At 38.6% G+C, this 24,156-nt stretch carries 22 protein-coding genes and 1 riboswitch; of the genes, 10 read left to right on the top strand and 12 right to left on the bottom strand.

Annotation, left to right across the window (positions count from 1 at the left end; genetic code table 11):
• The first annotated feature begins 175 nt into the window (after positions 1 to 175).
• From BR73_RS0107965 to BR73_RS0107945, 5 genes are all read left to right on the top strand, one after another.
• Complete coding sequence (locus tag BR73_RS0107965) at positions 176 to 1,549, top strand: transposase (RefSeq protein WP_033165108.1); 1,374 nt, start codon at positions 176 to 178, stop codon at positions 1,547 to 1,549.
• A gap of 252 nt (positions 1,550 to 1,801) precedes the next feature.
• Positions 1,802 to 2,170, top strand: a complete 369-nt coding sequence (locus BR73_RS0107960; protein WP_033165107.1) for a GntR family transcriptional regulator — start codon at positions 1,802 to 1,804, stop codon at positions 2,168 to 2,170.
• Positions 2,167 to 2,865, top strand: coding sequence for an ABC transporter ATP-binding protein (locus tag BR73_RS0107955; RefSeq protein WP_033165106.1), 699 nt, complete (start codon positions 2,167 to 2,169; stop codon positions 2,863 to 2,865). The genes BR73_RS0107960 and BR73_RS0107955 overlap by 4 nt, the downstream gene beginning before the upstream one ends.
• Positions 2,859 to 3,632 (top strand): hypothetical protein, encoded by a 774-nt coding sequence (locus tag BR73_RS0107950; protein ID WP_033165105.1) that lies wholly within the window; start codon positions 2,859 to 2,861, stop codon positions 3,630 to 3,632. The genes BR73_RS0107955 and BR73_RS0107950 overlap by 7 nt, the downstream gene beginning before the upstream one ends.
• Positions 3,633 to 3,680: 48 nt before the next feature.
• Positions 3,681 to 4,289, top strand: coding sequence for a CPBP family intramembrane glutamic endopeptidase (locus tag BR73_RS0107945; protein ID WP_033165104.1), 609 nt, complete (start codon positions 3,681 to 3,683; stop codon positions 4,287 to 4,289).
• A gap of 188 nt (positions 4,290 to 4,477) precedes the next feature.
• On the opposite strand, the gene BR73_RS0107940 is transcribed toward BR73_RS0107945, so the two are convergent.
• Complete coding sequence (locus BR73_RS0107940) at positions 4,478 to 4,930, bottom strand: hypothetical protein (RefSeq protein WP_156034644.1); 453 nt, start codon at positions 4,928 to 4,930, stop codon at positions 4,478 to 4,480.
• 442 nt (positions 4,931 to 5,372) lie between these two features.
• On the opposite strand from BR73_RS0107940, the gene upp reads away from it, so the two are divergent.
• Positions 5,373 to 6,002: a uracil phosphoribosyltransferase gene (gene upp, locus BR73_RS0107935; protein WP_033165102.1), complete on the top strand. Its 630-nt coding sequence runs from the start codon at positions 5,373 to 5,375 to the stop codon at positions 6,000 to 6,002.
• 75 nt (positions 6,003 to 6,077) lie between these two features.
• Here the strand turns inward: upp and BR73_RS0107930 are convergent, their stop codons facing one another.
• Positions 6,078 to 7,136: an aldose epimerase family protein gene (locus tag BR73_RS0107930; protein WP_033165101.1), complete on the bottom strand. Its 1,059-nt coding sequence runs from the start codon at positions 7,134 to 7,136 to the stop codon at positions 6,078 to 6,080.
• Between the two features lie 989 nt (positions 7,137 to 8,125).
• A riboswitch (cobalamin riboswitch) is annotated at positions 8,126 to 8,333 on the top strand.
• 124 nt (positions 8,334 to 8,457) lie between these two features.
• On the opposite strand from BR73_RS0107930, the gene BR73_RS0107920 reads away from it, so the two are divergent.
• Positions 8,458 to 8,862: a DUF4430 domain-containing protein gene (locus BR73_RS0107920; RefSeq protein WP_033165099.1), complete on the top strand. Its 405-nt coding sequence runs from the start codon at positions 8,458 to 8,460 to the stop codon at positions 8,860 to 8,862.
• 184 nt (positions 8,863 to 9,046) lie between these two features.
• Positions 9,047 to 9,604 (top strand): hypothetical protein, encoded by a 558-nt coding sequence (locus BR73_RS0107915; RefSeq protein ID WP_033165098.1) that lies wholly within the window; start codon positions 9,047 to 9,049, stop codon positions 9,602 to 9,604.
• Between the two features lie 39 nt (positions 9,605 to 9,643).
• On the opposite strand, the gene BR73_RS0107910 is transcribed toward BR73_RS0107915, so the two are convergent.
• Together BR73_RS0107910 and BR73_RS0107905 are read right to left on the bottom strand one after the other, a co-directional pair.
• Positions 9,644 to 11,239 carry an ASKHA domain-containing protein gene (locus BR73_RS0107910; RefSeq protein WP_033165097.1) on the bottom strand — a complete coding sequence of 532 codons (1,596 nt, stop codon included), beginning with the start codon at positions 11,237 to 11,239 and terminating at the stop codon, positions 9,644 to 9,646.
• Positions 11,240 to 11,465: 226 nt separating this feature from the next.
• Positions 11,466 to 11,666, bottom strand: coding sequence for a cold-shock protein (locus tag BR73_RS0107905; RefSeq protein WP_033165096.1), 201 nt, complete (start codon positions 11,664 to 11,666; stop codon positions 11,466 to 11,468).
• Positions 11,667 to 12,204: 538 nt separating this feature from the next.
• Here BR73_RS0107905 and BR73_RS0107900 point away from each other — a divergent pair.
• Together BR73_RS0107900 and BR73_RS0107895 are read left to right on the top strand one after the other, a co-directional pair.
• Positions 12,205 to 12,636, top strand: a complete 432-nt coding sequence (locus BR73_RS0107900) for a helix-turn-helix transcriptional regulator (protein WP_033165095.1) — start codon at positions 12,205 to 12,207, stop codon at positions 12,634 to 12,636.
• Positions 12,637 to 12,641: 5 nt separating this feature from the next.
• On the top strand, positions 12,642 to 12,914 hold the full coding sequence (locus tag BR73_RS0107895; protein WP_033165094.1) for a DUF1294 domain-containing protein: 273 nt from the start codon (positions 12,642 to 12,644) through the stop codon (positions 12,912 to 12,914).
• A gap of 912 nt (positions 12,915 to 13,826) precedes the next feature.
• Here the strand turns inward: BR73_RS0107895 and aspS are convergent.
• The 8 genes from aspS to BR73_RS0107855 form a co-directional block, all read right to left on the bottom strand.
• A complete protein-coding gene (gene aspS, locus BR73_RS0107890) occupies positions 13,827 to 15,614 on the bottom strand; it encodes an aspartate--tRNA ligase (RefSeq protein WP_033165093.1) in 1,788 nt (595 codons plus the stop codon).
• Between the two features lie 43 nt (positions 15,615 to 15,657).
• Positions 15,658 to 15,963 carry a Dabb family protein gene (locus BR73_RS0107885; RefSeq protein WP_033165092.1) on the bottom strand — a complete coding sequence of 102 codons (306 nt, stop codon included), beginning with the start codon at positions 15,961 to 15,963 and terminating at the stop codon, positions 15,658 to 15,660.
• A 313-nt stretch (positions 15,964 to 16,276) separates the two neighbouring features.
• Entirely contained in the window at positions 16,277 to 17,653 is a 1,377-nt protein-coding gene (locus BR73_RS0107880) for an aminopeptidase (RefSeq protein ID WP_033165091.1), read from the bottom strand.
• Between the two features lie 294 nt (positions 17,654 to 17,947).
• A complete protein-coding gene (locus tag BR73_RS0107875; protein ID WP_033165090.1) occupies positions 17,948 to 18,601 on the bottom strand; it encodes an HD domain-containing phosphohydrolase in 654 nt (217 codons plus the stop codon).
• A 76-nt stretch (positions 18,602 to 18,677) separates the two neighbouring features.
• Complete coding sequence (gene hemZ / locus BR73_RS0107870; protein ID WP_033165089.1) at positions 18,678 to 20,204, bottom strand: coproporphyrinogen dehydrogenase HemZ; 1,527 nt, start codon at positions 20,202 to 20,204, stop codon at positions 18,678 to 18,680.
• Between the two features lie 15 nt (positions 20,205 to 20,219).
• Positions 20,220 to 20,846, bottom strand: a complete 627-nt coding sequence (locus BR73_RS0107865; protein ID WP_033165088.1) for an MBL fold metallo-hydrolase — start codon at positions 20,844 to 20,846, stop codon at positions 20,220 to 20,222.
• Positions 20,847 to 20,866: 20 nt separating this feature from the next.
• Entirely contained in the window at positions 20,867 to 23,170 is a 2,304-nt protein-coding gene (locus tag BR73_RS0107860) for a bifunctional (p)ppGpp synthetase/guanosine-3',5'-bis(diphosphate) 3'-pyrophosphohydrolase (RefSeq protein WP_033165087.1), read from the bottom strand.
• Between the two features lie 335 nt (positions 23,171 to 23,505).
• A complete protein-coding gene (locus BR73_RS0107855) occupies positions 23,506 to 24,030 on the bottom strand; it encodes an adenine phosphoribosyltransferase (protein ID WP_033165086.1) in 525 nt (174 codons plus the stop codon).
• Between the last annotated feature and the right edge of the window lie 126 nt (positions 24,031 to 24,156).

Genomic DNA, 24,156 nt, shown 5'->3' with positions numbered 1-24,156 from the left:
TTAATCACTTTTATGGCTTAATCACTTTTATAGCTTAATCACTCAAACTTCGCACTTGAATAAGTGCCTATGCACCTTGAAAATTCAATAATAACTGGCATAAAAATAGCATGAAACCGCTGGTTTTGTTATAATTAAGTTACCACACAAAATCAAACAATCGGAGGTTCATGCTATGACAAAAAGTATAACACAAAACAACCAGAATGATAACCAGATTTCTGCATCAATCAGAAAGTTTTTTACAAGATTTCATCTTTCATCGGCTCTCAAGGCTGCTAACGCATATAAAACGAAAGGATTTCCTGTAACCGAGATTTATCAGTATCTATTTCTTTTGATTTTTTCAAATAGAAGCATGTATATGAACATGTTGACAGGACGAAATACTCCGACCTTTGCCAAGGATACTGTCTATCGTTTTATGAAGATGATTCATATCAACTGGATTCGCTTCACATCGGTGCTTTGTTCCAGAATCATCAGGGATGCCATTCTTCCTTTGAATGATGAGAACAGGGTAAATGTCCTGATTATTGATGACTCGATGTTTGAGCGAAGCCGTTCAAAGAAGGTAGAACTTCTTGCTAAAGTATATGACCATGCGAAACATGCGTACCGTTACGGATTTCGTATGCTGACACTCGGGTGGTCAGATGGAAGCACATTTCTGCCAATTAACAGCATTCTTCTGACTTCCGAGAAACAGAAAAAACGTATCAATGAAGCAGCAATACTGGATAAAAGAACAGCGGGATATAAACGTCGTAAACTTTCTATGACCAAGGGTACGAAAGCCATGTTGAAGCTGTTGGAATCTGCCAAAATAGCATCCATTCCAGCAAAATATGTCCTGTTTGATAGTTGGTTTACATCCCCTAGCACAATACATGCCGTGAAGGAAATCGGTTATGATGTTGTGGCGATGGTTAAGAGGACACCAAAAATGTTCTTCCGCTATAATGGTACAGATATATCCTTGCCGAAAATCTATAATCAGAATAAGAAGCGTCGTGGTAAATCGCGATTCCTATTGTCTGTTATGGTAGATGTTATCAAAGACGGAGAAACCGTACCTGCTAAAGTAATTTATGTCCGGAATAAAAACAATCGTAAGGAATATCTCTGCATAATCTCCACCGACATAACGATTGATGAGGATGAAATCATCCGCATTTACGGAAAACGATGGGATATCGAAGTATTCTTTAAAATTTGTAAAAGTTATCTTAGACTCAGCAAAGAATGTCATTCACTTTCTTATGACGCAATGACTGCCCATGTAGCGGTTGTTTTCACCAGATATATGATGTTATCCGTTGAGAATCGGGAAACAAAGGATGAACGTTCTCTAGGTGAGTTATTCTTATACTTTTCTGACGAATTGTCTGATATCACATGGATTCAGGCCTTTCAAGTGATGCTTCAAATGTTCAGAGCACTGCTTGTAAATGATTGTGAGCTATCAGACGAAAAAATCTGTGAACTCACGGATGCATTCATGAGTGCGATTCCATCGGTACTAAAGGAACGCTTACTAGCAGCGTAAAACGAGCTGAACATTGACAACTTAATTACTGCCAGGTATTGAATTTTCAAGGTGCATAGCTAAAATCCATGTGCGAAGTTTGAGTTAATCACTTTTATGGCTTAATGGCTTTTATAGCTTATTCAGCTTAATTAATGCTTATATTTTTACTCTCCAAATATTTCATAACTGTATTGACAAAACTTTCACTCTATTGTATCATTGTATTAATCACTTAATACAATGATACAATTAATAGGAGAGGAGTAAAGAATGGAATGGAATATTGATTCTGAGAGACCCGTTTACCTTCAAATAATCGAACAGATACAAAGAGGGATCATATCCGGTCAAATAGAACCGGGTTCTAAACTCCCTTCTGTCAGAGATTTGGCGGCAGATGCCGGAGTGAATCCTAATACGATGCAAAAGGCTTTGTCAGAGCTTGAACGAATGGAGCTGATATCAACTTACCGTACCAATGGTAAATTTATTACGAACGATACCGCTCTGATTCAGGCTATGAAAGAGTCCGAAGCAGATAACCGTATTAGAGTCTTTTTAAGAGATATGGAGTTTTTGGGTTTCCTTCCGGAGGATATTATCGTCCGGATGCGTAAATATAAGGAGGAGAAAGAATGAATGCTATCTTAGAATGTAAGGGAGTTAACAAGAGTTACTCCGGCTTACGAGTACTAAAGGATATTAATCTTACTCTCGAAAGAGGTAGGATAACCGGTCTCTTAGGGCCAAATGGCAGCGGTAAATCAACACTTATCAAGCTGATTAACGGCCTTTTGGTTCCAGATTCGGGGGATCTGCTTATCAACGGCTTTGCACCGGGAATAGAGACCAAAAGATGTGTTTCTTATCTGCCTGAGAGAAATTATCTGGCAGACTGGATGCGTATCAAAAATCTGCTGGACCTGTTCCGTGATTTTTATGCTGATTTTGATATTCACAAAGCATTGGAAATGCTAAAGCGTTTAAATATTAACCCGGAACTGAAATTAAAGACTTTATCGAAAGGTACAAAAGAAAAGGTACAGCTAATACTGGTAATGAGCCGAAAGGCAGACCTTTACTGTCTGGATGAACCCATTGGCGGTGTTGACCCCGCTGCAAGAGATTATATACTAAATACGATTATTACCAACTACAACGAGAATGCCACTGTACTGATCTCAACCCATTTGATAGCAGAGGTGGAAAAAGTATTGGATGATGTTATTTTTATCCAGAACGGAAGTGTATTATTCCATTCACCGGTTGACGAAGTGCGGAATGATACCGGAAAATCAATTGATTCCTATTTCAGGGAGGTGTACAAATGTTAGGAAAACTTATTAAACAGGAATGGAAAGCAACCATTCGTATTTTGCTTCCCCTCTATATGATTCTGGTTTGTACCACGTTGATAACCAGCTTACTGGCCCACTGGGATAAGGATTTTAGTAACCTAATAACAGGATTGTCAACCTTTACCTATGGTATCTCTCTCGTATTGATTGCCGCAGGAACTACAATCCTTTTATATGTACGCTTTTACAAAAATCTGCTTACCGATGAGGGCTATCTGATGTTCACCCTCCCAGTAAGAACAAATGATCTGGTATTATCCAAATTAATCATATCCTGTTTCCATACAATTGCCAGCATAATAGCCGTTATATTATCCTTACTGGCCCTTGCATATGCCAGTGGCCATCATGATACTGTAAGAGCAGGTATAAACCTTGTCAGAGAGGAACTTGTTCATGAATCAGGATTAGCCGAACCTCTTCTTTTGATAATAGCTGCTGTACTTGTAATTCTCTCTATAGTCTCCAGTATTGTGCTGGTGTATTTCGCAATAGCCTTAGGACAGCTGTTTACCAGTCACAGGATAATAGGTGCTTTTGTCTCTTACGGCGCTATTTATGTAGTAATGGAGCTTTTACTATTTGCTATGATGATGGTATTCGTTCTGATTAACGGTCCTGGGTATATTGATGAGCCGGACTTTGCCCTTTTCCTGGGTATGACGATCTTTATATTAATATTAACTGCAGCCAGCTATGTTGGTACCATTAATGTTCTGAAAAAGAAACTTAATCTGGAATAAAGAAGCATCAGCTTAAAATGCTTCAGATGTATACACAGGAGGCTGTTAATGCAGTTATTTACAAACATCGCCATTAGTTCAATTGTACAGTTTATATTATTATCAGTAATCCCCTTCATTTGGTGGCTGATTACAGCCAGAAAAGAAAACACCTTTTTTCAATGGATAGGATATAAAAAACCGCATACTTCAGACAGAAAAAGATTCTGGTCTATAATTATAATTATTGAAATAGTTTTTTTAAGTGCTTTCCTTGTGATAATGCCTTTGGTGTATGATAATACCAGCCTTGCAACTTCACAATTTTATGGTATGGGAATATCCGCTATCATTCCTGCCCTGATATATGCTTTTTTTCAGACTTCCTTTAACGAAGAGTTATTTTTCAGGGGTTTTCTTGGCAAGCGTCTGATTAAGAAATTTGGATTTGCATTTGGTAATACACTGCAAGGGGTTATATTTGGATCAATGCATGGCATAATGCTATACTCCTCTGCAGGGCTTTTAAAAGCTGTCATTATTTCTGTACTTACCGGTGCAATTGGAATTTGTATGGGTTATGTATGTGAAAAGCAGGCAGAAGGTTCCCTTATTCCAAGTTGGTTGATGCATGGAACCTTTAATACCCTGTCCTCATTATCTGTAATGTTCTTATAAATTATATAAGTTGAATTAAGTATCCTCTAACCTGCTTATTGATACCTGTAATACCCGGTTTTAAAGCTTTTAGGTCTGGAAACTTAATTCAACTTATTTATTTGTTGCTTATAATTCACTTTCACCGCTTCCATTTCTTTAAGCAATTGAATATATTATGTTTTATTCCTGAAAGGGTTCAAAAAGGTTCATCTTTCATTTTTGTCCTCCGGAAGAAGTAATTTCTCCAGTACATTCTTATAAATTAAAACAATCTGCGCATCAATATAGCAGTATTTATTTATCAGATACTCATAGGTTTTTTGCAGGAGCACCAGGATAATCAACAGTATTCCCACTATCGTGAACAGCGGATGAAGCCCTAAGGTAACAAGATAAAATATTGCTGCTAATACATAAACCAGAAATATCATGTAAGTCTTTATTATTCTGACCGCTATTATCAGAGATTCATTTAAGCGGGACTGCATTTTCCTGATATCTCCTTTGTCCTTTCTTTCTACACGTTTATAAATATCCTGATAGATCTCATTGCTGTCAAAAAATTTATCCTTTAAGCTTTTCTGACAAACGTAAAAGTATTTGAAATAAATATTTTCCCCAAACTCTCTGCTTATCAGTTTACGAAATACGCTGGCCACCAAAAATACTCCCTCTGCTTTCATTTTCTTTCAATTATTATCTGTAATCAAGCGAAATGTAGCCTTGGTAAATTCTGATATTTTCTCATAAAAAACCCAGTTCTAATATTCACAAAATGTTCATAAATCATCCATACTATAATCATATATGTCCGATATAATTTAAACATAGCAAATAGCTATATTACAAATAATATGTTATACAATAATGCTAACAAGATAATTTTTTTCATAAAACAAAGCCTGGTAGTAACCCTCCCCCCTCTACCGGGCTTCTCCTCTGTCCAAATATGGTCATTTTTACCAGTAAGGAGCCAATTTCCAGCCAAAAAATATAATTTTCTACTTTTCTTGAGGCAGGAAGTTTGATATAATGGCAGGTAGAGCAAACAAGGCCCCTTTGTAGGACAACCTTGTAAATATTAAATTTGGAGGCAAAATTATGTCTAAAGTTGTTGTTATGGATCACCCGTTGATTAAGCATAAAATTGGTATTATGAGACGCAAAGCTACTTCCACCAAGGAATTCCGTGATTTGGTTTCTGAGGTTGCCATGTTAATCTGTTATGAGGCTACAAGAGAACTTCCTTTAACAGATATCGAAATCGATACTCCTCTTGTAAAGACTATCGCACAGGAAATCGAAGGAAAGAAACTTTGTATCGTTCCCATCTTAAGAGCCGGCCTTCATATGGCTGACGGTATCTTAAACCTCATCCCTAATGCCAAGGTTGGTCATATTGGTCTGTACCGCAATGAAGAAACCCTTGAGCCTGTTGAATATTTCTGTAAACTTCCCGTTGATGCAAGTGAAAGAGAAATTTTTGTAGTAGACCCCATGTTAGCTACCGGTGGTTCTGCTTCTGCTGCTATTACTCTTCTAAAAGATAAAGGCATCAGCAAAATACATTTCTTATGTCTTATCGCTGCTCCGGAAGGTGTACAGCGCCTTACACAGGCACATCCGGACGTTGATATTTTCGTAGGTGCCCTTGATGAAAGACTGAACGAACAAGGTTATATTCTTCCCGGTCTCGGTGATGCCGGTGACAGAATATACGGTACGAAATAATTATATTACAGTAAATAAAAAAAGTGCTTATTCCTTTTGTTTTCCGCAAAAAGAATAAGCACTTTTTTTATTTCATTATTTTAAACCGAATTTATATACGGTTACATAATCATATTCATTGCCTGCCTTCAATACACAGGAAGGAAATTCGGGTCTGTTGCAGGAATTAGGGAAGAACTGTGTCTCAAAACATACACCACCATTTTTCTGGTATACGAAATTCTTCTTGCCGGCTTCTGTACCACTGATGAAATTTCCGGTATATAGCTGCATGCCGGGTTTGTTTGTAAAGATTTCCATGGTTCGTCCACTTTCATCACTTACAAGCTCTCCTACCTTTTCAACTTCTGTACCGCTGATATTTAATACATAGTTATGGTCGTAGCCGCCTGCTATCTTAAGGGGTGCATAATCTGCATTGATATCCTCTCCGAGGGCTTTTAATTTACGGAAGTCCATAGGTGTTCCTTCAACACTTATGATTTCACCTGTAGGAATCAAGGCATCATTGGTAGGGGTAAATGTATCAGCATTTATCATAACCTTCTGACTTAAGACAGAACCGGAAGCTTGTCCGTTAAGATTAAAATAGGAATGGTTGGTAAGATTACAGATGGTATCTTTATCAGATACTGCCATATATTCTATAACCAGTTCATTATCATCTGTTAAGGTATAGGTTACGCTGATATCAAGATTTCCGGGAAAACCCTGTTCCATATGAGGGCTTAACCTGGAGAATTCTACGGAATCCGCATCCTCTTCTTCAAATGTTTCAGTTTCATAGATAAATTTATTATAACTCTTTGAACCGGCGTGCAGATTGTTGTTTCCGTCGTTTTTCTCTAAGGTATATGTCTTTCCGCTCAGTTCAAACGATGCGCCGTCTATTCTGTTAGCATGTCTTCCAATGAAAGAACCATAGCCTGCCGGGTTCCCCTCATATCCTTTTACATTATCATAACCAAGGACAACATCATCATATTTGCCGTCTTTGTCAGGTACAATAATATTTACGATGTTGGCACCAAAGTCCGTTAAGCTGACTGACATGCCTTTCTTGTTGATCAATGTATATAGAGTAGCCTCTTCACCCGCTGAAGTTTTGCCAAAAGAATGTTTTTTAATGCTCATAGTCTTCTCCTTCTATTCATTTATACCTTCTAGAATAATCCATATCCCTGAAAAGTGCAAGTGTTTATTTGCTGTTTGTAACGGCTGGGTTGTGGGGGCGGACGATGGATATGAGGGCAATTTATCCATTTTGCTGTTCGAGAACCCTTATTCTACTAAAATGGCAGTAACTGTTCAAAAGCAGGGTAAACAGTGCCAAACTCGCTTGGTATTTGTGGCTGCGGTAGTTTATTGTGCTCAGACAATGGCACTGCTTACCCTTATCACAGTTACTGCCATTTAAGTATCATAAGGAACCTCTCAATGCAAAATTCCTAAAATGCCCTCACATCCATCTGGTTGTCTTCATACGAAACCAACCTGTGTATTATTCATATTATTAAGTCGTATATTTAACAGTAGTTGAGTAATATTAGAGGTTTAGGGTTTGTTTGTTAATTTGTAGGAGAATACAATTAACATTTATATTGATTTTGATCATTTTCTATTCCTTAATCAATAGTTACAGGGAAAATAATATAGATTAATCCCATAATTTATAAATAGATTTTATGTTACTTAGCCAATAGGAATTTATGCTGCTGACTTCAGCTTTTCAATTTAACATTTGAGGTATGATGAGATACAAATAGCAAATGTATTGAAAAATTATAGTGAATATACAGATAATTGAGAGTTTTGTTTTAGCGTTTTGTATCGAAAGGCTCCATATGACACTTAAGCGGCAGATGTCGTGACTAGCGGGAAAAGTGCCAGTGTTTGAGCGCTGGAAGCTACCGATGCCACAGCGCGGCAGCGAGTTTGGCACTTTTTCCGCTTATAGGAACGGCAGCTGCCGCTTTAGTGACATACGGAGCCTTGAGCGACAAAACGAAAAAACAAAACTCTCAATTATCGTCCGTCCCCGAAAACTCTTTCTCTTTTGCCCTTTAGAACAGTAATACCCTCCTACAAAGTTGACAGGCTATGAGACTAATGATATACTTTATAGGTCTTAAATGGCAGTAAGTGGTCGCTGTTAGTGGCGACATAATAGGGAAACAGGTTAAAGTCCTGTGCGGTCCCGCCGCTGTATATGAGGAGTCTGTAATTGCCGCATGATTTGGGAAATCATGCAATCACTGGGATATCCCGGGAAGATTTATTACAGATGATGATTCATGAGCCAGAATACCTGCTTGCTGTCCGTACCGCATGTGATCCACGGAAGATGGAGGAATGGTACTTTTTTTGTGCACCCTTCTTTCCTGTTCAACGGATAAGGGTATTTTTTTTCCCTTCGGTTCTGACATATTCAGTATTATATTAAAGGAGGAGAATCATGGATAACAAAAGATCAATTAAGAAGCCCCTTATTGGTGTTATTATTTTCATCGTTGTAATTGCAGCTATGGCTGTTCTGTACAATGTCTTCAAACCCGAAACCAGTGAAGGCGCTAAGACTATTACCGCAGAGGTTGTTTTAACGGATGGTACAAGTAAATCCTATGAAATCAGTACCGACGCGGAGTACTTAAGACAGGCACTGGAGGAGAAGAAACTGATTGAAGGAGAAGAGTCCGAATACGGTTTGTATGTTAAAACTGTTGGTGGTGTAACTGCTGATGATGGCAATCAGGAATGGTGGTGCTTTACCAAAGGCGGAGAGAGCATAAATACCGGTGTTGACACGACTCCCATTGCTGATGGTGATCATTTTGAGATTACACTGACTGTCGGATATTAACAAAAACATTAATGCATGTAGGAGCGTTTTTTGAAATATAAGACCTTTACACTTCCTATTTGGTCAGTACCCAAGCTTGCCTGGGGTATGAGTGTTAATGTGAATTCTTGAATACATAATTCACATCTTGATTTTATGGCAATGCCGTATCTGCAGGCAGATACGGCATGCAATGGGAGCTAATATGAAAATTAAAGATACTGTCATTATAGGTCTGCTTAGTTCTGTACTTTTTGCTGTACAGTATATTCTCCAGGGGATTCCTAACATCGAACTGGTTTCTTTGCTGATCCTTGTTTATACCTGCATCTTAAAGCGAAAAACACTTTTCATTATTGCAGTATTTGTTTTGCTGGAAGGTTTCTTTTATGGCTTTAGTATTTGGTTTATTGGTTACCTGTATGTCTGGTTTATTCTTTACCTGATTGGCAGGTTAATTATTAGAAAGACACCTCCCCTGGAACAGTCCTCCATAATATGGGCTTTGGCCTCCGGTAGTTTTGGTTTGTGTTTTGGTGCTTTTTTTGCCCTTATCAGTTTTTTAATGGGGTTGCAAAGCGGCGGATTTCAAGGGGGACTTAACAGCGCTTTTGGTTATTGGGTAAGCGGTCTGACTTTTGATATAATACATGGTATCGGCAATTTTATAGTTGCTCTTGTCTTATTCAAACCTGTTTATAAGATATTAAACAGTCTGATGAAGAATTACTATGATGACAGCTATCAGACCATGAGCTCCTAATTATATATTGTATTTTTACAGAAAGAAAAGGCCTTCTCCTTAGATTGATTTGGGAGAAGGCTCTGTTTTTATTACCGGAAAGGACAACGCTTTTATAAACTCCTCTTCAAAGGTTTCTTTACCTGATAGATCCAGATGGTGTACCTTCCGGCTGATTGCCTCTGCTTCTTCCATGGTTATTTCCTGCAGTAAGAGTTTTGCTGAACCGGCTAAGGCTCCGTTCCCGATATATTCTATGTTTTCCTCACTTACATCCGGCAATAAACCTACACCTATGGCTTTGGTAACAGATAGTTTACTACCAAAGTTTCCGGCAAGGTAGATTTTATCAAGTTCCTGAACCTGAAGCCCCGCTTCCTGTAAAAGAAGTGCTATACCTGCTTTTATTGCACCTGTTGCCAGCTGAAACTCCCGGATGTCTTTCTGAGTGAGAAGTATTTCTTCACGATCCCTCTTCCATATTCGGTAAAGATTCTCTTCTCCTGCCACTCCTAAAAGTCTTCCGGTTTCATCCATATATTGATTTTTATAAAGTTCGTAGATACATTCTATAAGGCCAGAACCACAGATACCAGTCGGAGATACCTTTTCGTCTTCTTCCTCAATATAATGAAGCTCCAGCTTTCCATTCACCATTTTTGCTGATGTTACAGCACCGGTTTCTGCTCTCATTCCACAAGAGATATTGCCGCCTTCAAATGCGGGTCCGGCGGCTGTAGAGCAAGCGGTCAGCCTTCCCTTATTGCATAGCACCATCTCTCCATTGGTACCGATATCCATAAGGAGAATCTTTTTATTTTCCTTATTAAGTCCTGTACTTAATATACATCCCAGGGTATCCCCGCCTACATGTCCCCCAATTCCAGGCATTATAAAGACGGAACCGTTCTCCCCTATATTTATGCCCGCCTCTCTGGCTGTCAGAGTAATTCCGTTATAGCTGTCCTGCTGAAAAGGAGCTCTTGAAAGTTTCCTTAGGGAACGGCCCAGAAAAAGCCCCGTCATAGTTGTATTTCCGGCTATCGCTGCTCTTTTTATAGTATTAACATTTATTCCATACTGGAATGCAAGTTCATTTATGAGTTTATTACAGGCTTTGAGGAGTATATTTTGCAGGATTTCTGTGTTTTTCTCTTCTGCTAAGGAATAGGTAATACGGGATACTACATCTCCTCCATAGATTCTCTGAGGGTTCAGCAATCCTTTAGATAATACAGGCTGACCGGAGGCTATATGATAAAGTATGGCTTCTAAGGTTGTCGTTCCAATATCCAGAACTACACCATAATTCTCATTCTCCTTGGAAGTTATCAGATTTCTTTTTATACCACTCAAAGTATAAGTGTCCCTCTCATGAGTTGGTTTATTAACAATTACGCAGGTATCATCTTCAGGAATGAAACAGCAGGCTAATCGAAAACCCCGTTCCCTTTCCTCTTCCGTCAGATGCTTAAATTCTTCCGCCGTAAAAAGTCTGTTATTCCCTTTTGTTACCATTACCTTACACTTACCACAGGTTCCTTTTGCGTTGCAGACAGCCCCCGTTTCAATATTGGCTTTGACTGCGGCTGCTTCTACACTTATACCTGAAGCTGTTTCTATTTTCTTATTTACCGGAAGAAACGTGATTACCATATAGATACCTCATTTAGTTTGACGTCCACATCGAGAAAGCTATTTGTGCAAGTAGCAAAGGTGCTTTTATCCTAATATTTCTATGTTCAAAAAAAGGTTATCCCGAAGGATAACCTTTAAATCATTCTCGTTGATTACAATATAGCTATTTCTGTATAAAAATTCTTAAAAATAATAATTCTTAAAATTTATATATCAAGAAAAAGGTACACTGAAACTTTGATGATTATAATTTTGTTACGTTAGTGGCCTGAGGTCCTTTAGCTCCCTGAACAACATCGAAAGCAACTTCTTGTCCTTCTTCTAAAGACTTGAAACCATCCATGTTTAAACCTGAGTAATGAACGAAAACATCATTTCCCTGCTCATCGGAGATGAAACCGAAACCTTTTTGATTGTTAAACCATTTTACTGTACCTTTGTTCATGTTATTTCCTCCAAATAAATTAATCTACATTTATAGTACATTGCATCTGCTGCAACAACTTTATAATAACACTTTAATGAACTTATGTCAAATGGTTTTTTGGAAAATTCTTTACAATTAAGCCCTTTTTTCCTATGTTACAGCCCCTTTTTGCCTGCATTCTTTGAATTTATGCCTTCCACTATCCTCCAAATATACACAGGACATTCCTGTAAATAGTAAATTTTAACCATTTTCATATTTGTCTTTTTATACCAGCCCTTAAAGTCTTACCAGACAGTTATTATAATGAAAATTTTAACTTTTTCCCTTTACCTCGGTGCTCCCCTGTATCAAAGTTTAAATTGAGATAATACGAGAATTGGTATATAATTTTAACAACATCAATTTAGATTGATGCATAATACACTATTAAGAGGGAGATAAGAAGGGAAAATATACGATTTGGCATTTAAGGTTAGGTTTTATGATTCCGGTAAAAATCCTGCTCTACAATCCATTTTATTTTCTAACAAATATGTGATAAAGGGAGTTTACTATGCCAGAATTATTACTTAAGGACAAATTAAAGGAATTAAGAACCTCCAGACACTATACGCAGACTAAAGTGGCAGGGTACCTAAACATGACACGGCAGGGTTATGCCCACTACGAAGCCGGTAAACGCACTCCCGATTATAGAACATTGCTGAAATTATCCAAACTATATAATGTTGACATAGAAGTTTTCATAAATTCAAGAACTGTTCCTATGTCCGGCGATCTTCTCCATGAATCTGTGAATTATAATATTGATATGGAGAAAGATTCAATGCCACAGGGTAAATCTCGGATTATCCAGTTAACTCCGGAGGAAAAGCGACTATTTACCCTTTTTCGCAAGCTAAACGAAAGTGAAAAAAAGCAAATATTAGCTTTCTTGGAAAACAAAGTCCGAAAGAAAAAACAAGATAATATTAAGGAGGATTAGACCAATTGCATTTACTTAATTTATTATTGATATATTTAATTTTTGCGAATTTACTCTCTTTTCTGCTTATGGGATTGGATAAACACAAGGCCAGAAAACGTTTGTGGAGGATAAAAGAAAGTACACTTTTTCTAACCTCCGTAATTGGAGGCAGTTTGGGTTCACTCCTTGGTATGTTCCTATTTCATCACAAAACAAAGCATACAAAATTTATAATTGGAATGCCTGTTATTTTAATTGTACATATTTCTGTAATGTTCTTATTCTTTATGCGTTAACAATTCTGTTGCTATATATAAATGCAGTCTTGTGCTGCTGCAGATTATCTATGGCTACAGATACAGTACCGTAAACAGACATACGCTACTGTAAATATAGGTACAAAATACTAAAAATGCTCAAGCCAGGCGATTATTAGTCACCTTCTTGAGCAATTTTTATGTATTACTTCTGGAGAATCAACCCCCGAATACTAACGAGACAATTAATAAAAGTTCTATTTACATTAACTGTATAATGTAAATAGAGGTATGATAAGTAAACAGTAATTAGAAAACAATATAAAAAAATAGTTCTCATATTCCAATAAAAGATACTAGTTTTACGACTATTATTTTCAAAAGATAAAAGCAATTATAAAAGCAATTTCGCTTTAATACTTTATAGCAAATATAGATTAACCCCCAGAACACTATATATATCTATTTAAACATTATAAATATTTTTTATAAATATTTTTTTTAAATATCTTTTTATAAATATCTTTTTATAAATATCTTTTTATAAATGTGAATACTTATCTTTTATATAAATCTTTATATCTATTCTATTCTTCGAATTTAAAATTCTATATTGGTCTGAGCATCAAAAATCCTTGCATCCATAAGATTTCAGGCAAATAGCTCAAACCAGGTAAACGAATGCGCCTATGGAAAGGTATTAGAAGTCCTTTTCTCTGAATAATTTGTGCTATATTCTAAAACAGATTGTCTGAGCGAAGCGAGTTATCTGTTTTAGAATATGCCCAGCACAAAATATTCAGAGAATTAGGACTTCTTATACCTTGGAATTGAAGCATGAGTTTATCTGGTTTGCGCTATTTGCCGTCCCCTTGTGAAAACCCAATCTTTTTATTCTTTCCAATCCTACAATAAATCCAAATCCAAATCTAAATTGCTTCCCCAACACCACTATTTATTCTCAGTAATCCCAATCCCCAACTCATTTAATTGCTTCACTTCCACTACATTGGGAGCCTCAGTCATCAAGCAGGAAGCATCTTTTACTTTAGGGAAAGCAATAACATCACGGATACTGTCTTCCTTCGCCATTAGCATAATCAGACGATCCAATCCGTAAGCCAGTCCTGCGTGAGGAGGTACACCATATTTGAAGGCATTTAACAGGAAGCCAAAACGCTCATATGCTTCTTCCCTGGTAAATCCAAGTACTTCAAACATCTTCTCCTGAACCTGATTCTGATATATTCTGACGCTGCCGCCGCCGATTTCCGTTCCGTTTAATACAATATCGTAAGCTTTGGCACGTACTTTACCGGGATCAGTATTAAGAAGCTCTAAATCTTCCTCCATAGGCATAGTGAAGGGATGGTGTTTAGCGGTATATCTGCCTTCTTCCTTGGAGTACTCCAAGAGCGGGAATTCTGTTACCCAAAGGAATTTGTACTCATCCTTCTTAAGCAGTTCAAGTCCTCTTGCCAGCTCAAGGCGTAAATTACCAAGTACATCAAATACCACCTCGTCTTCGTCTGCTGCAAAGAACATTAAATCGCCGGGTTTGGCACCCATTTGCTCTGTAAGGAGCTTTAATTCCTCTTCTGTCATAAACTTTGCAAAGGAGGATTTATAAGTACCATCTGCATTAATGCTAAGATAAGCAAGGCCTTTTGCACCGAAATCCTTGGCAAACTGAACCAGTGCATCTATTTTCTTTCTGGGCATCTCGCCTTGTCCCTCTGCATTGATTCCTCTTACAGAACCTCCGTTTTTAATGGCATCGGTAAATACAGAAAAACCACAGTCTTTTACATACTCAGATACACATTTCAGTTCCATACCAAAACGGATATCCGGTTTATCGGAACCGAATCTCTCCATCGCTTCCTTATAAGTCATTCTTTGTATGGGCAGGCTGACTTCCACACCGATGGTTTCCTTGAACATCTTTGCCAGCAATCTTTCATTTACTGCAATTACGTCATCTACATCTACAAAAGAAAGCTCCATATCGATCTGAGTGAATTCCGGCTGACGGTCTGCACGTAAGTCTTCATCACGGAAGCATTTAACAATCTGAAAGTACCTGTCATATCCGGAGCACATTAACAACTGCTTGAAGATCTGAGGTGACTGGGGAAGCGCATAGAAATTCCCGGGATGTACGCGGCTTGGTACTAAATAGTCTCTTGCGCCTTCCGGTGTACTCTTGGTCAGCATAGGAGTCTCTATCTCCAGGAAACCTTCTTCTGAGAGAAACTGTCTGGTAAGGGTTGCCACCTTGCTTCTCATAATAAGGTTCTGCTGAAGATCCGGTCTTCTAAGGTCTAAATAACGATATTTCAGACGAAGTTCTTCCTTGGTCTTACTGTTCTCTTCAATGGGAAAAGGAGGGGTATCTGCTTCTGAAAGAATACGAAGGCTTTCAGCCCTTAATTCGATTTCTCCGGTTGCCATATTCTCATTAACACCGCCGGAACGAAGTTCTACAGTACCTGTTACAGCTATAACGAACTCGCTTCTTAGCTTTTCAGCCTTGGTATAGTTATCGCTGCCTACATCTCCTTCTTCAAAAATTATCTGAAGGAGCCCTGAACGGTCCCTGAGATCAACGAATATAATACTTCCTTTGTTTCTGCTTTTTTGTACCCAGCCCATAACCGTAACTTTTTCACCTGCCATGGTTTTTGTGACTTCCGTACATCTGTGGCTTCTCTGCAAGCCCTTCATAGACTCTGCCATGATATCCTCCTGCTAATTCCTTATAATTACGTCAATTCATTTATTAAATATCGTAATCTACACAAATACGATTACTGATTATGCTTCTTACCAGGGAAGCAGCTTTTAAATGCTCCTCATGATTCTGATAAACAGCCAGTGCTTCTGCATTTTCAAAGATGCTGTCCAGCATGAAATCACAGTTATCGGTTCCGGTGGGCAGAGTTTTCGTTATTACTTCTAAGGAGTGTATACCCGGAATCTTACCCTTTAAGGCCTCTAACTTTTCTTTTACTTCTTCACCAAGTCTAAGTCTTTCTTCCTCTGTCAGTTCTTCCTTATACTTCCATAAAACAAGATGTCTAACCATTCCTGCCCCTTTCCGTACAGTAATACCTACTGTAGCTTCCAATATTATTGTTATTGTTTCATTTTGACTCTATACCTGTAACATTTCTCGAGAACGCACTCTCTCTGAGATTAATTAATCAGAACAGCTCTTATAAATCTATCTAACTGACATTATATTAGATATCCCTTAAGAAAGCTATCTAAGTGATATTATCTTATATTTTCTTCACGAATGCTACATAACTGATATTATCTTTTATTTCCCTCAAGAATGCTATATAACTGACATTATCTTATATTTCCTTCAAGAATGCTATATAACTGACATCTTCTTAAATTTCCCTCAAGAAAGCTATATAACCCTTGTAAGTTTCATAGATATCAACTTTACTGGTTATCTCCCAGGGAGCATGCATGTTTAGTACCGCTACACCACTATCGATAACCTCCATATTGTAGTTAGCCATAATGTAGGCAATGGTACCGCCGCCGCCTTCATCAACTTTACCAAGCTCAGCAGTTTGGATGGATACCTGATTATCCTCCATGATCTTACGGAGTCTTGCCATAAATTCCGGATTGGCATCGTTGGAATTTGATTTGCCTCTGGACCCGGTGTATTTGTTAAATACCATACCTTTACCGAAATAAGCTGAATTCTTCTTCTCCATTACCGCAGGGTAATTGGGATCAAAAGCTGCGCTAACATCGGAGGAAAGCATATGGGAATTAGATAATGCACGTCTTACCTTTAACTCAGAGTAATCACCGGTTAATGCAATCATCTCTGCTACAGTATTCTCAAAAAACTTGGAATGCATACCGGAGGCACCAACGCTTCCGATTTCCTCTTTGTCTACCAGAATGCAGGCACAGGTTCTGTCGGTTTCTTTTACCTCTAATATTGCAAGCAGTGAGGTATAGGAGCACACTCTGTCATCCTGGCCATAGCCCATTACCATACTCTTATCAAGACCATAGTCCCTGGCTTTTCCTGCCGGTACTATTTCTAACTCTGCGGATAAGAAATCATCCTCCTCCACATCGTATTTATCCTTTAAGATATTCAGGATGTTTGCCTTAACAGTATCTTTTTCTTCGCCCTTTAAAGGCATGCTTCCGATAAGGATATTAAGATCCTCACCTTCGATAACTTTGGCACCTTTCTTCTCCAGCTGAGCACCGGATAAATGTATTAAAAGATCGGTAACTCCGATAACCGGATCTTCTTCTGCTTCACCGATTACTATGTTAAGCACTGTTCCGTCCTTTTTAACAACTACGCCATGGATAGCTAAGGGAAGTGTTACCCACTGATATTTCTTGATACCGCCATAATAATGGGTATCAAATAAAGCCATCTCCGCATCTTCATACAAAGGCACCTGTTTTAAATCCATTCTGGGAGAATCTATATGGGCACCCAGTATCTTTAAGCCGTCTTCTAAAGGACGTGAACCGATTACAAAAAGTGCTATTGCTTTCTCCATATTGGATATGTAAACTTTATCACCGGGTTTTAATGCTTTTCCGTCGCGGATATAATCTTTTAAGTCTTTAAACCCTTCTTTTTCCGCCAATTTAATACTTTCTCTGACGCATTCCCTCTCAGTCTTGCAATCAGTTATGAACTTCTTATATCCTTCACTGAAGGCAGTTATCTCAGCTAATTGACTGTCTTCATACTTTAACCATGCATTTTTACTCATTTTATTCCCTTTCTGTTCTCTATATTTTTGTAATGATGTAACTGTTCAGCTCTTCATTTTTTTACCTCTGCAGTGTTTCAGTACACGAAACATAATTATGCAAAATCTATAAAAAGATGCATATCAGGATTTGCTTCCTCAGATATGCCCCAGGAAACGTCATAAATCTCCCATTGTTGCGAATAGTTACAATACATATATTCTTTCCGTGGTTTATTATAATGCTTTTTATATTAAATTTCAACCATTTGGAGCCAGGTGTCAGAATCCGTTTCCTGATTTCCTCCCCATAATTTAGTAAGTTCCGTCATGGAGTATATTCTTCCAGCTAAATTTCTTTCGGTTGATGTCGCAGGCGTATTTATCGATTTCTACAAAAGCCTCTGAATAGACAATGCTCAGAAAATTCAGAAAAAGCTTCATATCAAAATTCTTTACTTCTTCAATCATTAACTGAATTGCTGCCTCTTTATGATAGGAGCAACGGTATCTTCTGTCGGACACCAGCGCAGCATAAACATCACATATTCTGAGTATCCTTGCACCAAGAGGAATCTCATTCCCCTTTAGATTTCTGGGATAACCGGATCCATCATAATTCTCATGATGATGCAGTATAGCTTCTATGATTCTTTCTTTATAGCCGTATTTACGCAAAATATCGTAACCTAAATCGGAATGCATCCGGATATATTTCAGTTCTTCAACAATTAAAGTGTTCCGGTCACTGGCATAAAGATACTTACCAAGGCGAAGTTTACCGATATCATGAACAAGACCGGCATCTGCCATATCATAACAGAAACTGTCATCACAGCCGGCTTCTTTTGCAAGTACATAAGCTAACTTACTGACCAGGATTCCATGGTCTATTGCTTCTTCCAGATCATCCGCCAGAACATTTTCTTGTCTGTAATCATTGTTTTCATATTCACTGAAAGCTTCCATAATCGATTCCTCCTTTCCTCCAGGGCGTTTCTTAAGATATTACTTAATAGTACCCTCTGTCAACAAAGTACTGGCCTTAAAGCAGATGACCATTTTCAGTCAGAAAAATATTTTTTCGCTCTATCATTTCATCAATTCTAGCTATATAATCCACCAGGCTCTTTACATTTTCCACTCTTTCAATACGGTTTTCCTCATGAAATACAAACTTCGACTGAGCTCCTGCTCCTAAAGCAAGTATTGTCTGTTTCTCTTCCATAATAAGAATGTTATAAAGTCCTTCCTTACCTTCCAGGGCATAACCTATGTTCTCCAGATTTCCTGCCATATTCTTTTGCCGGTAGAGATAATAAGGTCCATAGCCTTGTGCCTCTGCAAAATGAGCAGTTGCATCTACCATTTCGGAAGCTTCTTTGTAATTTGCAGAATCATATTCTACATTTTCCGTATTGAGTCTGGAAGCTCTCTTTAATGCCAATGTATGAACAGTAAGGCTATCCGGTTTCAGTTTCCTTATTTCTTCCAGCGTATAAGTGACTTCCTTCATTCTTTCACCAGGAAGGCCTACTATAATATCCATATTGATGTTATCATGTCCTGCTTTTCTTGCCAGAGCAAAGGCATCTCTTATCTCATCAACTGTATGTCTTCTGCCGATCAGATCCAGGGTTTTCTGCTCCATGGTTTGAGGATTTATGGAAATTCTCGTTACTCCATGAGCCTTTAGTATCTTTAGTTTGTCCCCTGTGATACTGTCCGGTCTTCCGGCCTCCACCGTATACTCCATGGTCTGGCTGGGTTTTAACTTCTTATCTATATGGGTCAGCAGTCTTTCCAACTGCTCTTCATTGAGGGTCGTCGGCGTTCCGCCACCGATATATACTGTAGTGAGTTTCTTATTTTTTAATACTCCTGCGGCATAGCTGATTTCCTTAAATAGTGCTTCCAGATATGCCTCTGCCAGATTTCCAAATTTCTGAATGGAATAGGAGGTAAAGGAGCAATACAGACAGGTACTTGGACAGAAAGGAATACCGATATAAATACTATAACCGTTCCGGTAATCCATATCCTTAAGCAGTCTGTTTTCTCTTCCTGCTACCATCAGGCTCAGCTCTGTTTTCTTTTGGGAGCAGTAATATTCCTCGCTCATAAACCTGCGGATATCCGCTTCCTTTTCCCCTGCTTCCAGTTTCTCCAGAACCATTTTGGTAGGACGGATTCCCGTTAAGGTTCCCCAGGGAAGCTCTCTGCCGGTCATATTGTGTAACAGGCGGTATATCATTCTCTTTAGATGATTCCTGATTTCCTTTTTTCGTGTAACCTGTTGGTCATGGGTATAACTTAGTTCTGTCCCAGCCTTATCCGGTGCAGACGGAAAGACTTCTTCTTCCTCTTTGCAGAGTAATTCCTGGCCTTTTAACCCTTGAACACAAAGATAAGAATCCACGATTTCCACTGATATGGTGATGGATTCTTTCTCTGTCTCATTTCTATCCGCACTGTTTCTTATAACCTTTATTTCCTCTTCCGGGTAAAAGGCTTTTATTAAGGGACAAATATCATTTTCATATTCATCCCCTGTCATTATTATCTGAATCACTATTGCCTCCCGATCTTACCACCTTAAAAAAGGATTGTTGTTCTTTTCATGTCCAATGGTAGTTGTCATACCGTGACCGGGATAAACCTTTGTTTCTTCCGGTAATTCAAAAAGCTTCTCACGAAGGCTCTTTAAGATTATCACATTGTTGCCGGTAGGCAGGTCAGTCCTTCCTACAGATTCAAAAAACAAGGTATCTCCTGAAAAAAGAACCCCTTCCTCTGAAAGATAAAAGCAAGCACTTCCGGCAGTATGGCCGGGTGTATGAATAACCTCAAAGTTCATTCCTCCAAGGTTCAGTACCTCTTTGTCCTGAAATACTTTATCCCGCTTAGCTGAAATATTGCTTCTAAGCATAAAAGCTCCGTTTAAATCAGGACTCTCAAGGAGCTCCGCTTCCTGCTCATGGATGTAATAGGGAATAGTGTAGGTTCTGCTAAGTTCTTCCACCGCCATAATATGGTCAAAATGCCCATGGGTCAGTAAAATCGCCACAGGCATTAGCTGCTCCCCTGAGATCTTGGCATTGATTCTTTCCGGTTTATCCGCAGGGTCAACTATTATTGTTTCTTTTGTCTCTTCATTTATTATAAAGTAACAGTTAGTACTTACTGGTCCTAACACAAGATTTTCTATCATCATTGGTAGTTATCCTTTCTTCCTCAGCCGGTAGTACGCTCGATATCCAATACACTCTCGATGCTCCTGAGTTTACCGATAATATAACGCAGCTGCTCAACTCCATTTATTTCAAAACCAACGCTTATGGTGGCAGTTCCCTGTTTGCTGGTTCTTACAGTCATTGAGGTCACATCGATCTTATTTTCTGTAAGAATCTTTGATACATCTACCAGAACACCGCTGCGGTTATTGGCATAAATCTTAATTTCTGCCGCATAAAGCTCACCCTGAGCCTTATCCTGAGGTACATTCCACTCGGCTTCAATAAGTCTTGCCCTGTCTTCTTCCGAAAGATTCATAAGATTGACACAGTCTGTACGGTGTATGGATACACCTCTGCCTCTGGTTACAAAGCCTACAATTTCATCACCGGGTACCGGGCCGCAGCACTTGGAGAAACGAACCGCAACATCATGGATTCCTTCCACTACGATACCACTCTTTGACTTACGTGAGGGCGGTCTGTTATCCTTTACTTCCGTAATGGAATCAAGCACCTTCTCATCGGTAATCTCTTTCTTATGCTTCTTGTCATACTCATCTTTTAATTTGTTGATGACCTGGCCTTCCTTTAAACCGCCATGACCTACTGCAGCATAAATGGAATCCCAGTCTCTAAAGCCATATTTGGACATTACCTTATTCATGTATTCCGGCTTCATGAGATCGCTTAATACAATACCCTTGGTCTTACAGTAAGCGACAATCATTTCTTTTCCTTTTACAATGTTGTCTTCTTTTAATTCTGTCTTAAACCACTGATTAATCTTGTTCTTTGCCTGGGTACTCTTAACCAGGGACAGCCAATCCCTGCTGGGTCCTTTGGAGTTCTGGGAAGTTATAATTTCAATTCTGTCACCATTTTGTATTACATAATCTATATTAACAAGTTTGCCGTTTACTCTGGCTCCTACCATCTTATTTCCAACTGCGCTGTGAATACTATAGGCAAAATCAATGGGAGTGGAACCATTGGGAAGATTCTTAACATCCCCAGTTGGCGTAAAGCAATATACACTTTCTGAAAACAGATCCAGATCGCTCTTTAACAGGCTCAGAAACTCCTTGTTATCAGACATGTCTCTCTGCCACTCAAGAATCTGCCTTAACCAGGTAAGCTTAGCTTCTTCGGTGTCCTGAGAATTCTTTCCGTCCTGGCCCTCTTTGTATTTCCAATGGGCAGCGATACCATATTCAGCCGTACGGTGCATTTCATAGGTTCTTATCTGAATTTCAAAGGGCTGTCCGCCGGGGCCGATAAGGGTAGTATGAAGAGACTGGTACATATTGGGCTTTGGCATGGCAATATAATCCTTGAATCTGCCGGGAATGGGCTTATACATTTCATGGATGACACCAAGGGCTGCATAGCAGTCTTTCACGGATTCCACAATAATACGCACAGCAAATAAATCAAATATCTGATCCAGCGTCTTATGCTGGTTGACCATTTTCTTATAGATACTGAAGAAATGTTTTACCCTGCCGTCTATTTTGGCTTCAATATCAGCTTCCATAACATGAAAGCGGACTTCTTCAACAATTTTACCGATAACTCCTTCTCTTTCACCTTTCCTGGAGTTTATCTTCTCTGTCAGGTCATTATAAACTTCCGGTTCCAGGTATTTTAAGGAGAGGTCATCCAGCTCGATCTTAATCTTAGATATACCAAGGCGCTGGGCGATAGGAGCATAGATATCCATGGTCTCCCTTGCTTTTTCCTTCTGCTTAATGGGCGTCTGGTATTGAAGGGTTCGCATATTATGGAGCCTGTCAGCTAATTTAATCAGAATAACACGGATGTCCTTTGCCATGGCAAGAAACATCTTACGCAGATTCTCAGCTTGTATCTCCAGCTTATCCTTTGAGTAATTCAACTGGGTAAGTTTTGTAACTCCATCTACCAATAAGGCGATTTCGTCATTAAAGTCTTTGGCCAGTTCTTCCACCGTACACACAGTATCTTCTACTACATCATGCAAAAGACCTGCTACAATAGTTTCCTTATCAAGCTCCAGCTCTGCAAGAATTATTGCCACACAGAGAGGGTGAATGATATAGGGTTCTCCCGATTTTCTAAGCTGGTTATGGTGAGCCTTTGCAGCACAGTGATAGGCCTTTTCGATCATGGAAATATCTGCGGAAGGATGGTAGCTTTCCACGATTTTAATCAACTGTCCGTAAAGTTCGTCAGGGCTCGTAAAATCTGAGGGAATAACTGTATCTGTATTCTTTTTTCTATTTAAATTGTCGTCCGTCAGTTTGCTTGTTACATTGTTTTCCATGAAATCACCACCAGTTTTAGATTTATCTTTTTATTATAAACATATAATGAGAAAAAATCAATTCCTTTATTGTATTATGGCATATTCTGACCTAAGTTGTCGTTTTTTCCCAGAAACAACAAAAAGTCTGACAAGTCAGACTCCGTTTTCGAAGTACAGGGGATATAAAGGCGCTAAGCTGAAAAGAGCCTGTTTTGTCAGGCTCTTTATTATTAGTATGCCACGCTGTTCTTTTTTGAAACATGGCAGACAATTCATGGGTTATCGAAGTGGTTTTTAAAATAAAAAGGGCTTCTGCAGATAGATTACCGCTGCAGCAGCCCTTCATTCTCTATTTATTTACCTTCATATTTAATAACAGCTTCAACATCATAGCCCTTTAACTTATCGCGTCCATGAAGACCTTCCAGTTCCATCAGGAATATGATTTTAACCACGACTCCTCCAAGGCTCTCAATTAATTTCGTAATAGCCTCGATGGTTCCTCCTGTTGCAATCAAATCATCCACAATAGCAACCTTCTGTCCGGGTTTGATGGAGTCCTTGTGCATCTCGATGGTTGCTGTACCGTATTCCAGTGCATATTCCATTTCAATGGTTTCACAGGGAAGCTTACCCTTTTTACGAACAGGTACAAAAGCTTTATTGAGATTGTAAGCAATGGGAACTCCGAATATAAATCCTCTTGATTCAGGTCCCACAATTACATCAATATCCAATCCGTCCAGCAGCGCCTGCATCTGGTCAATTGACAGTTTTAAGCTGTCTTTATCCTGTAAAACACTGGTAACATCTCTGAATACGATTCCTTCCTCCGGGAAATCAGGTATACTCCTAACATATTCTTCTAACTTCTTCATGGTTTTTGCCTCTTTCTTATTATATTACTTCATTATAATAGTTGTTAATCCTTACCGGCGCGATAAGTACTTCGACTTTTATCTCAATGATAAATTCTTCACATTCTCATAACAATCCAGATTAGA

The sequence above is a fragment of the Clostridium sp. KNHs205 genome, assembly GCF_000702945.1.
Lineage (GTDB): Bacteria > Bacillota > Clostridia > Lachnospirales > Lachnospiraceae > Anaerocolumna.
The sequence above is the reverse complement of the archived record's forward strand: the minus strand, read 5'-3'. Positions and strand labels throughout refer to the sequence as shown.

Excerpts from the sequence above, each read along its gene's own strand:
- aspS (WP_033165093.1), bottom strand. The coding sequence starts at position 15,614 with ATGGCAGAGTCTATGAAGGGCTTGCAGAGAAGCCACAGATGTACGGAA.
- BR73_RS0107885 (WP_033165092.1), bottom strand. The coding sequence starts at position 15,963 with ATGGTTAGACATCTTGTTTTATGGAAGTATAAGGAAGAACTGACAGAG.
- BR73_RS0107965 (WP_033165108.1), top strand. The coding sequence starts at position 176 with ATGACAAAAAGTATAACACAAAACAACCAGAATGATAACCAGATTTCT.
- BR73_RS0107860 (WP_033165087.1), bottom strand. The coding sequence starts at position 23,170 with ATGGAAAACAATGTAACAAGCAAACTGACGGACGACAATTTAAATAGA.
- BR73_RS0107880 (WP_033165091.1), bottom strand. The coding sequence starts at position 17,653 with ATGAGTAAAAATGCATGGTTAAAGTATGAAGACAGTCAATTAGCTGAG.
- BR73_RS0107920 (WP_033165099.1), top strand. The coding sequence starts at position 8,458 with ATGGATAACAAAAGATCAATTAAGAAGCCCCTTATTGGTGTTATTATT.
- BR73_RS0107915 (WP_033165098.1), top strand. The coding sequence starts at position 9,047 with ATGAAAATTAAAGATACTGTCATTATAGGTCTGCTTAGTTCTGTACTT.
- BR73_RS0107950 (WP_033165105.1), top strand. The coding sequence starts at position 2,859 with ATGTTAGGAAAACTTATTAAACAGGAATGGAAAGCAACCATTCGTATT.
- upp (WP_033165102.1), top strand. The coding sequence starts at position 5,373 with ATGTCTAAAGTTGTTGTTATGGATCACCCGTTGATTAAGCATAAAATT.
- BR73_RS0107955 (WP_033165106.1), top strand. The coding sequence starts at position 2,167 with ATGAATGCTATCTTAGAATGTAAGGGAGTTAACAAGAGTTACTCCGGC.
- BR73_RS0107960 (WP_033165107.1), top strand. The coding sequence starts at position 1,802 with ATGGAATGGAATATTGATTCTGAGAGACCCGTTTACCTTCAAATAATC.
- BR73_RS0107905 (WP_033165096.1), bottom strand. The coding sequence starts at position 11,666 with ATGAACAAAGGTACAGTAAAATGGTTTAACAATCAAAAAGGTTTCGGT.
- BR73_RS0107945 (WP_033165104.1), top strand. The coding sequence starts at position 3,681 with ATGCAGTTATTTACAAACATCGCCATTAGTTCAATTGTACAGTTTATA.
- BR73_RS0107875 (WP_033165090.1), bottom strand. The coding sequence starts at position 18,601 with ATGGAAGCTTTCAGTGAATATGAAAACAATGATTACAGACAAGAAAAT.
- BR73_RS0107910 (WP_033165097.1), bottom strand. The coding sequence starts at position 11,239 with ATGGTAATCACGTTTCTTCCGGTAAATAAGAAAATAGAAACAGCTTCA.
- BR73_RS0107855 (WP_033165086.1), bottom strand. The coding sequence starts at position 24,030 with ATGAAGAAGTTAGAAGAATATGTTAGGAGTATACCTGATTTCCCGGAG.
- BR73_RS0107900 (WP_033165095.1), top strand. The coding sequence starts at position 12,205 with ATGCCAGAATTATTACTTAAGGACAAATTAAAGGAATTAAGAACCTCC.
- BR73_RS0107930 (WP_033165101.1), bottom strand. The coding sequence starts at position 7,136 with ATGAGCATTAAAAAACATTCTTTTGGCAAAACTTCAGCGGGTGAAGAG.
- BR73_RS0107865 (WP_033165088.1), bottom strand. The coding sequence starts at position 20,846 with ATGATGATAGAAAATCTTGTGTTAGGACCAGTAAGTACTAACTGTTAC.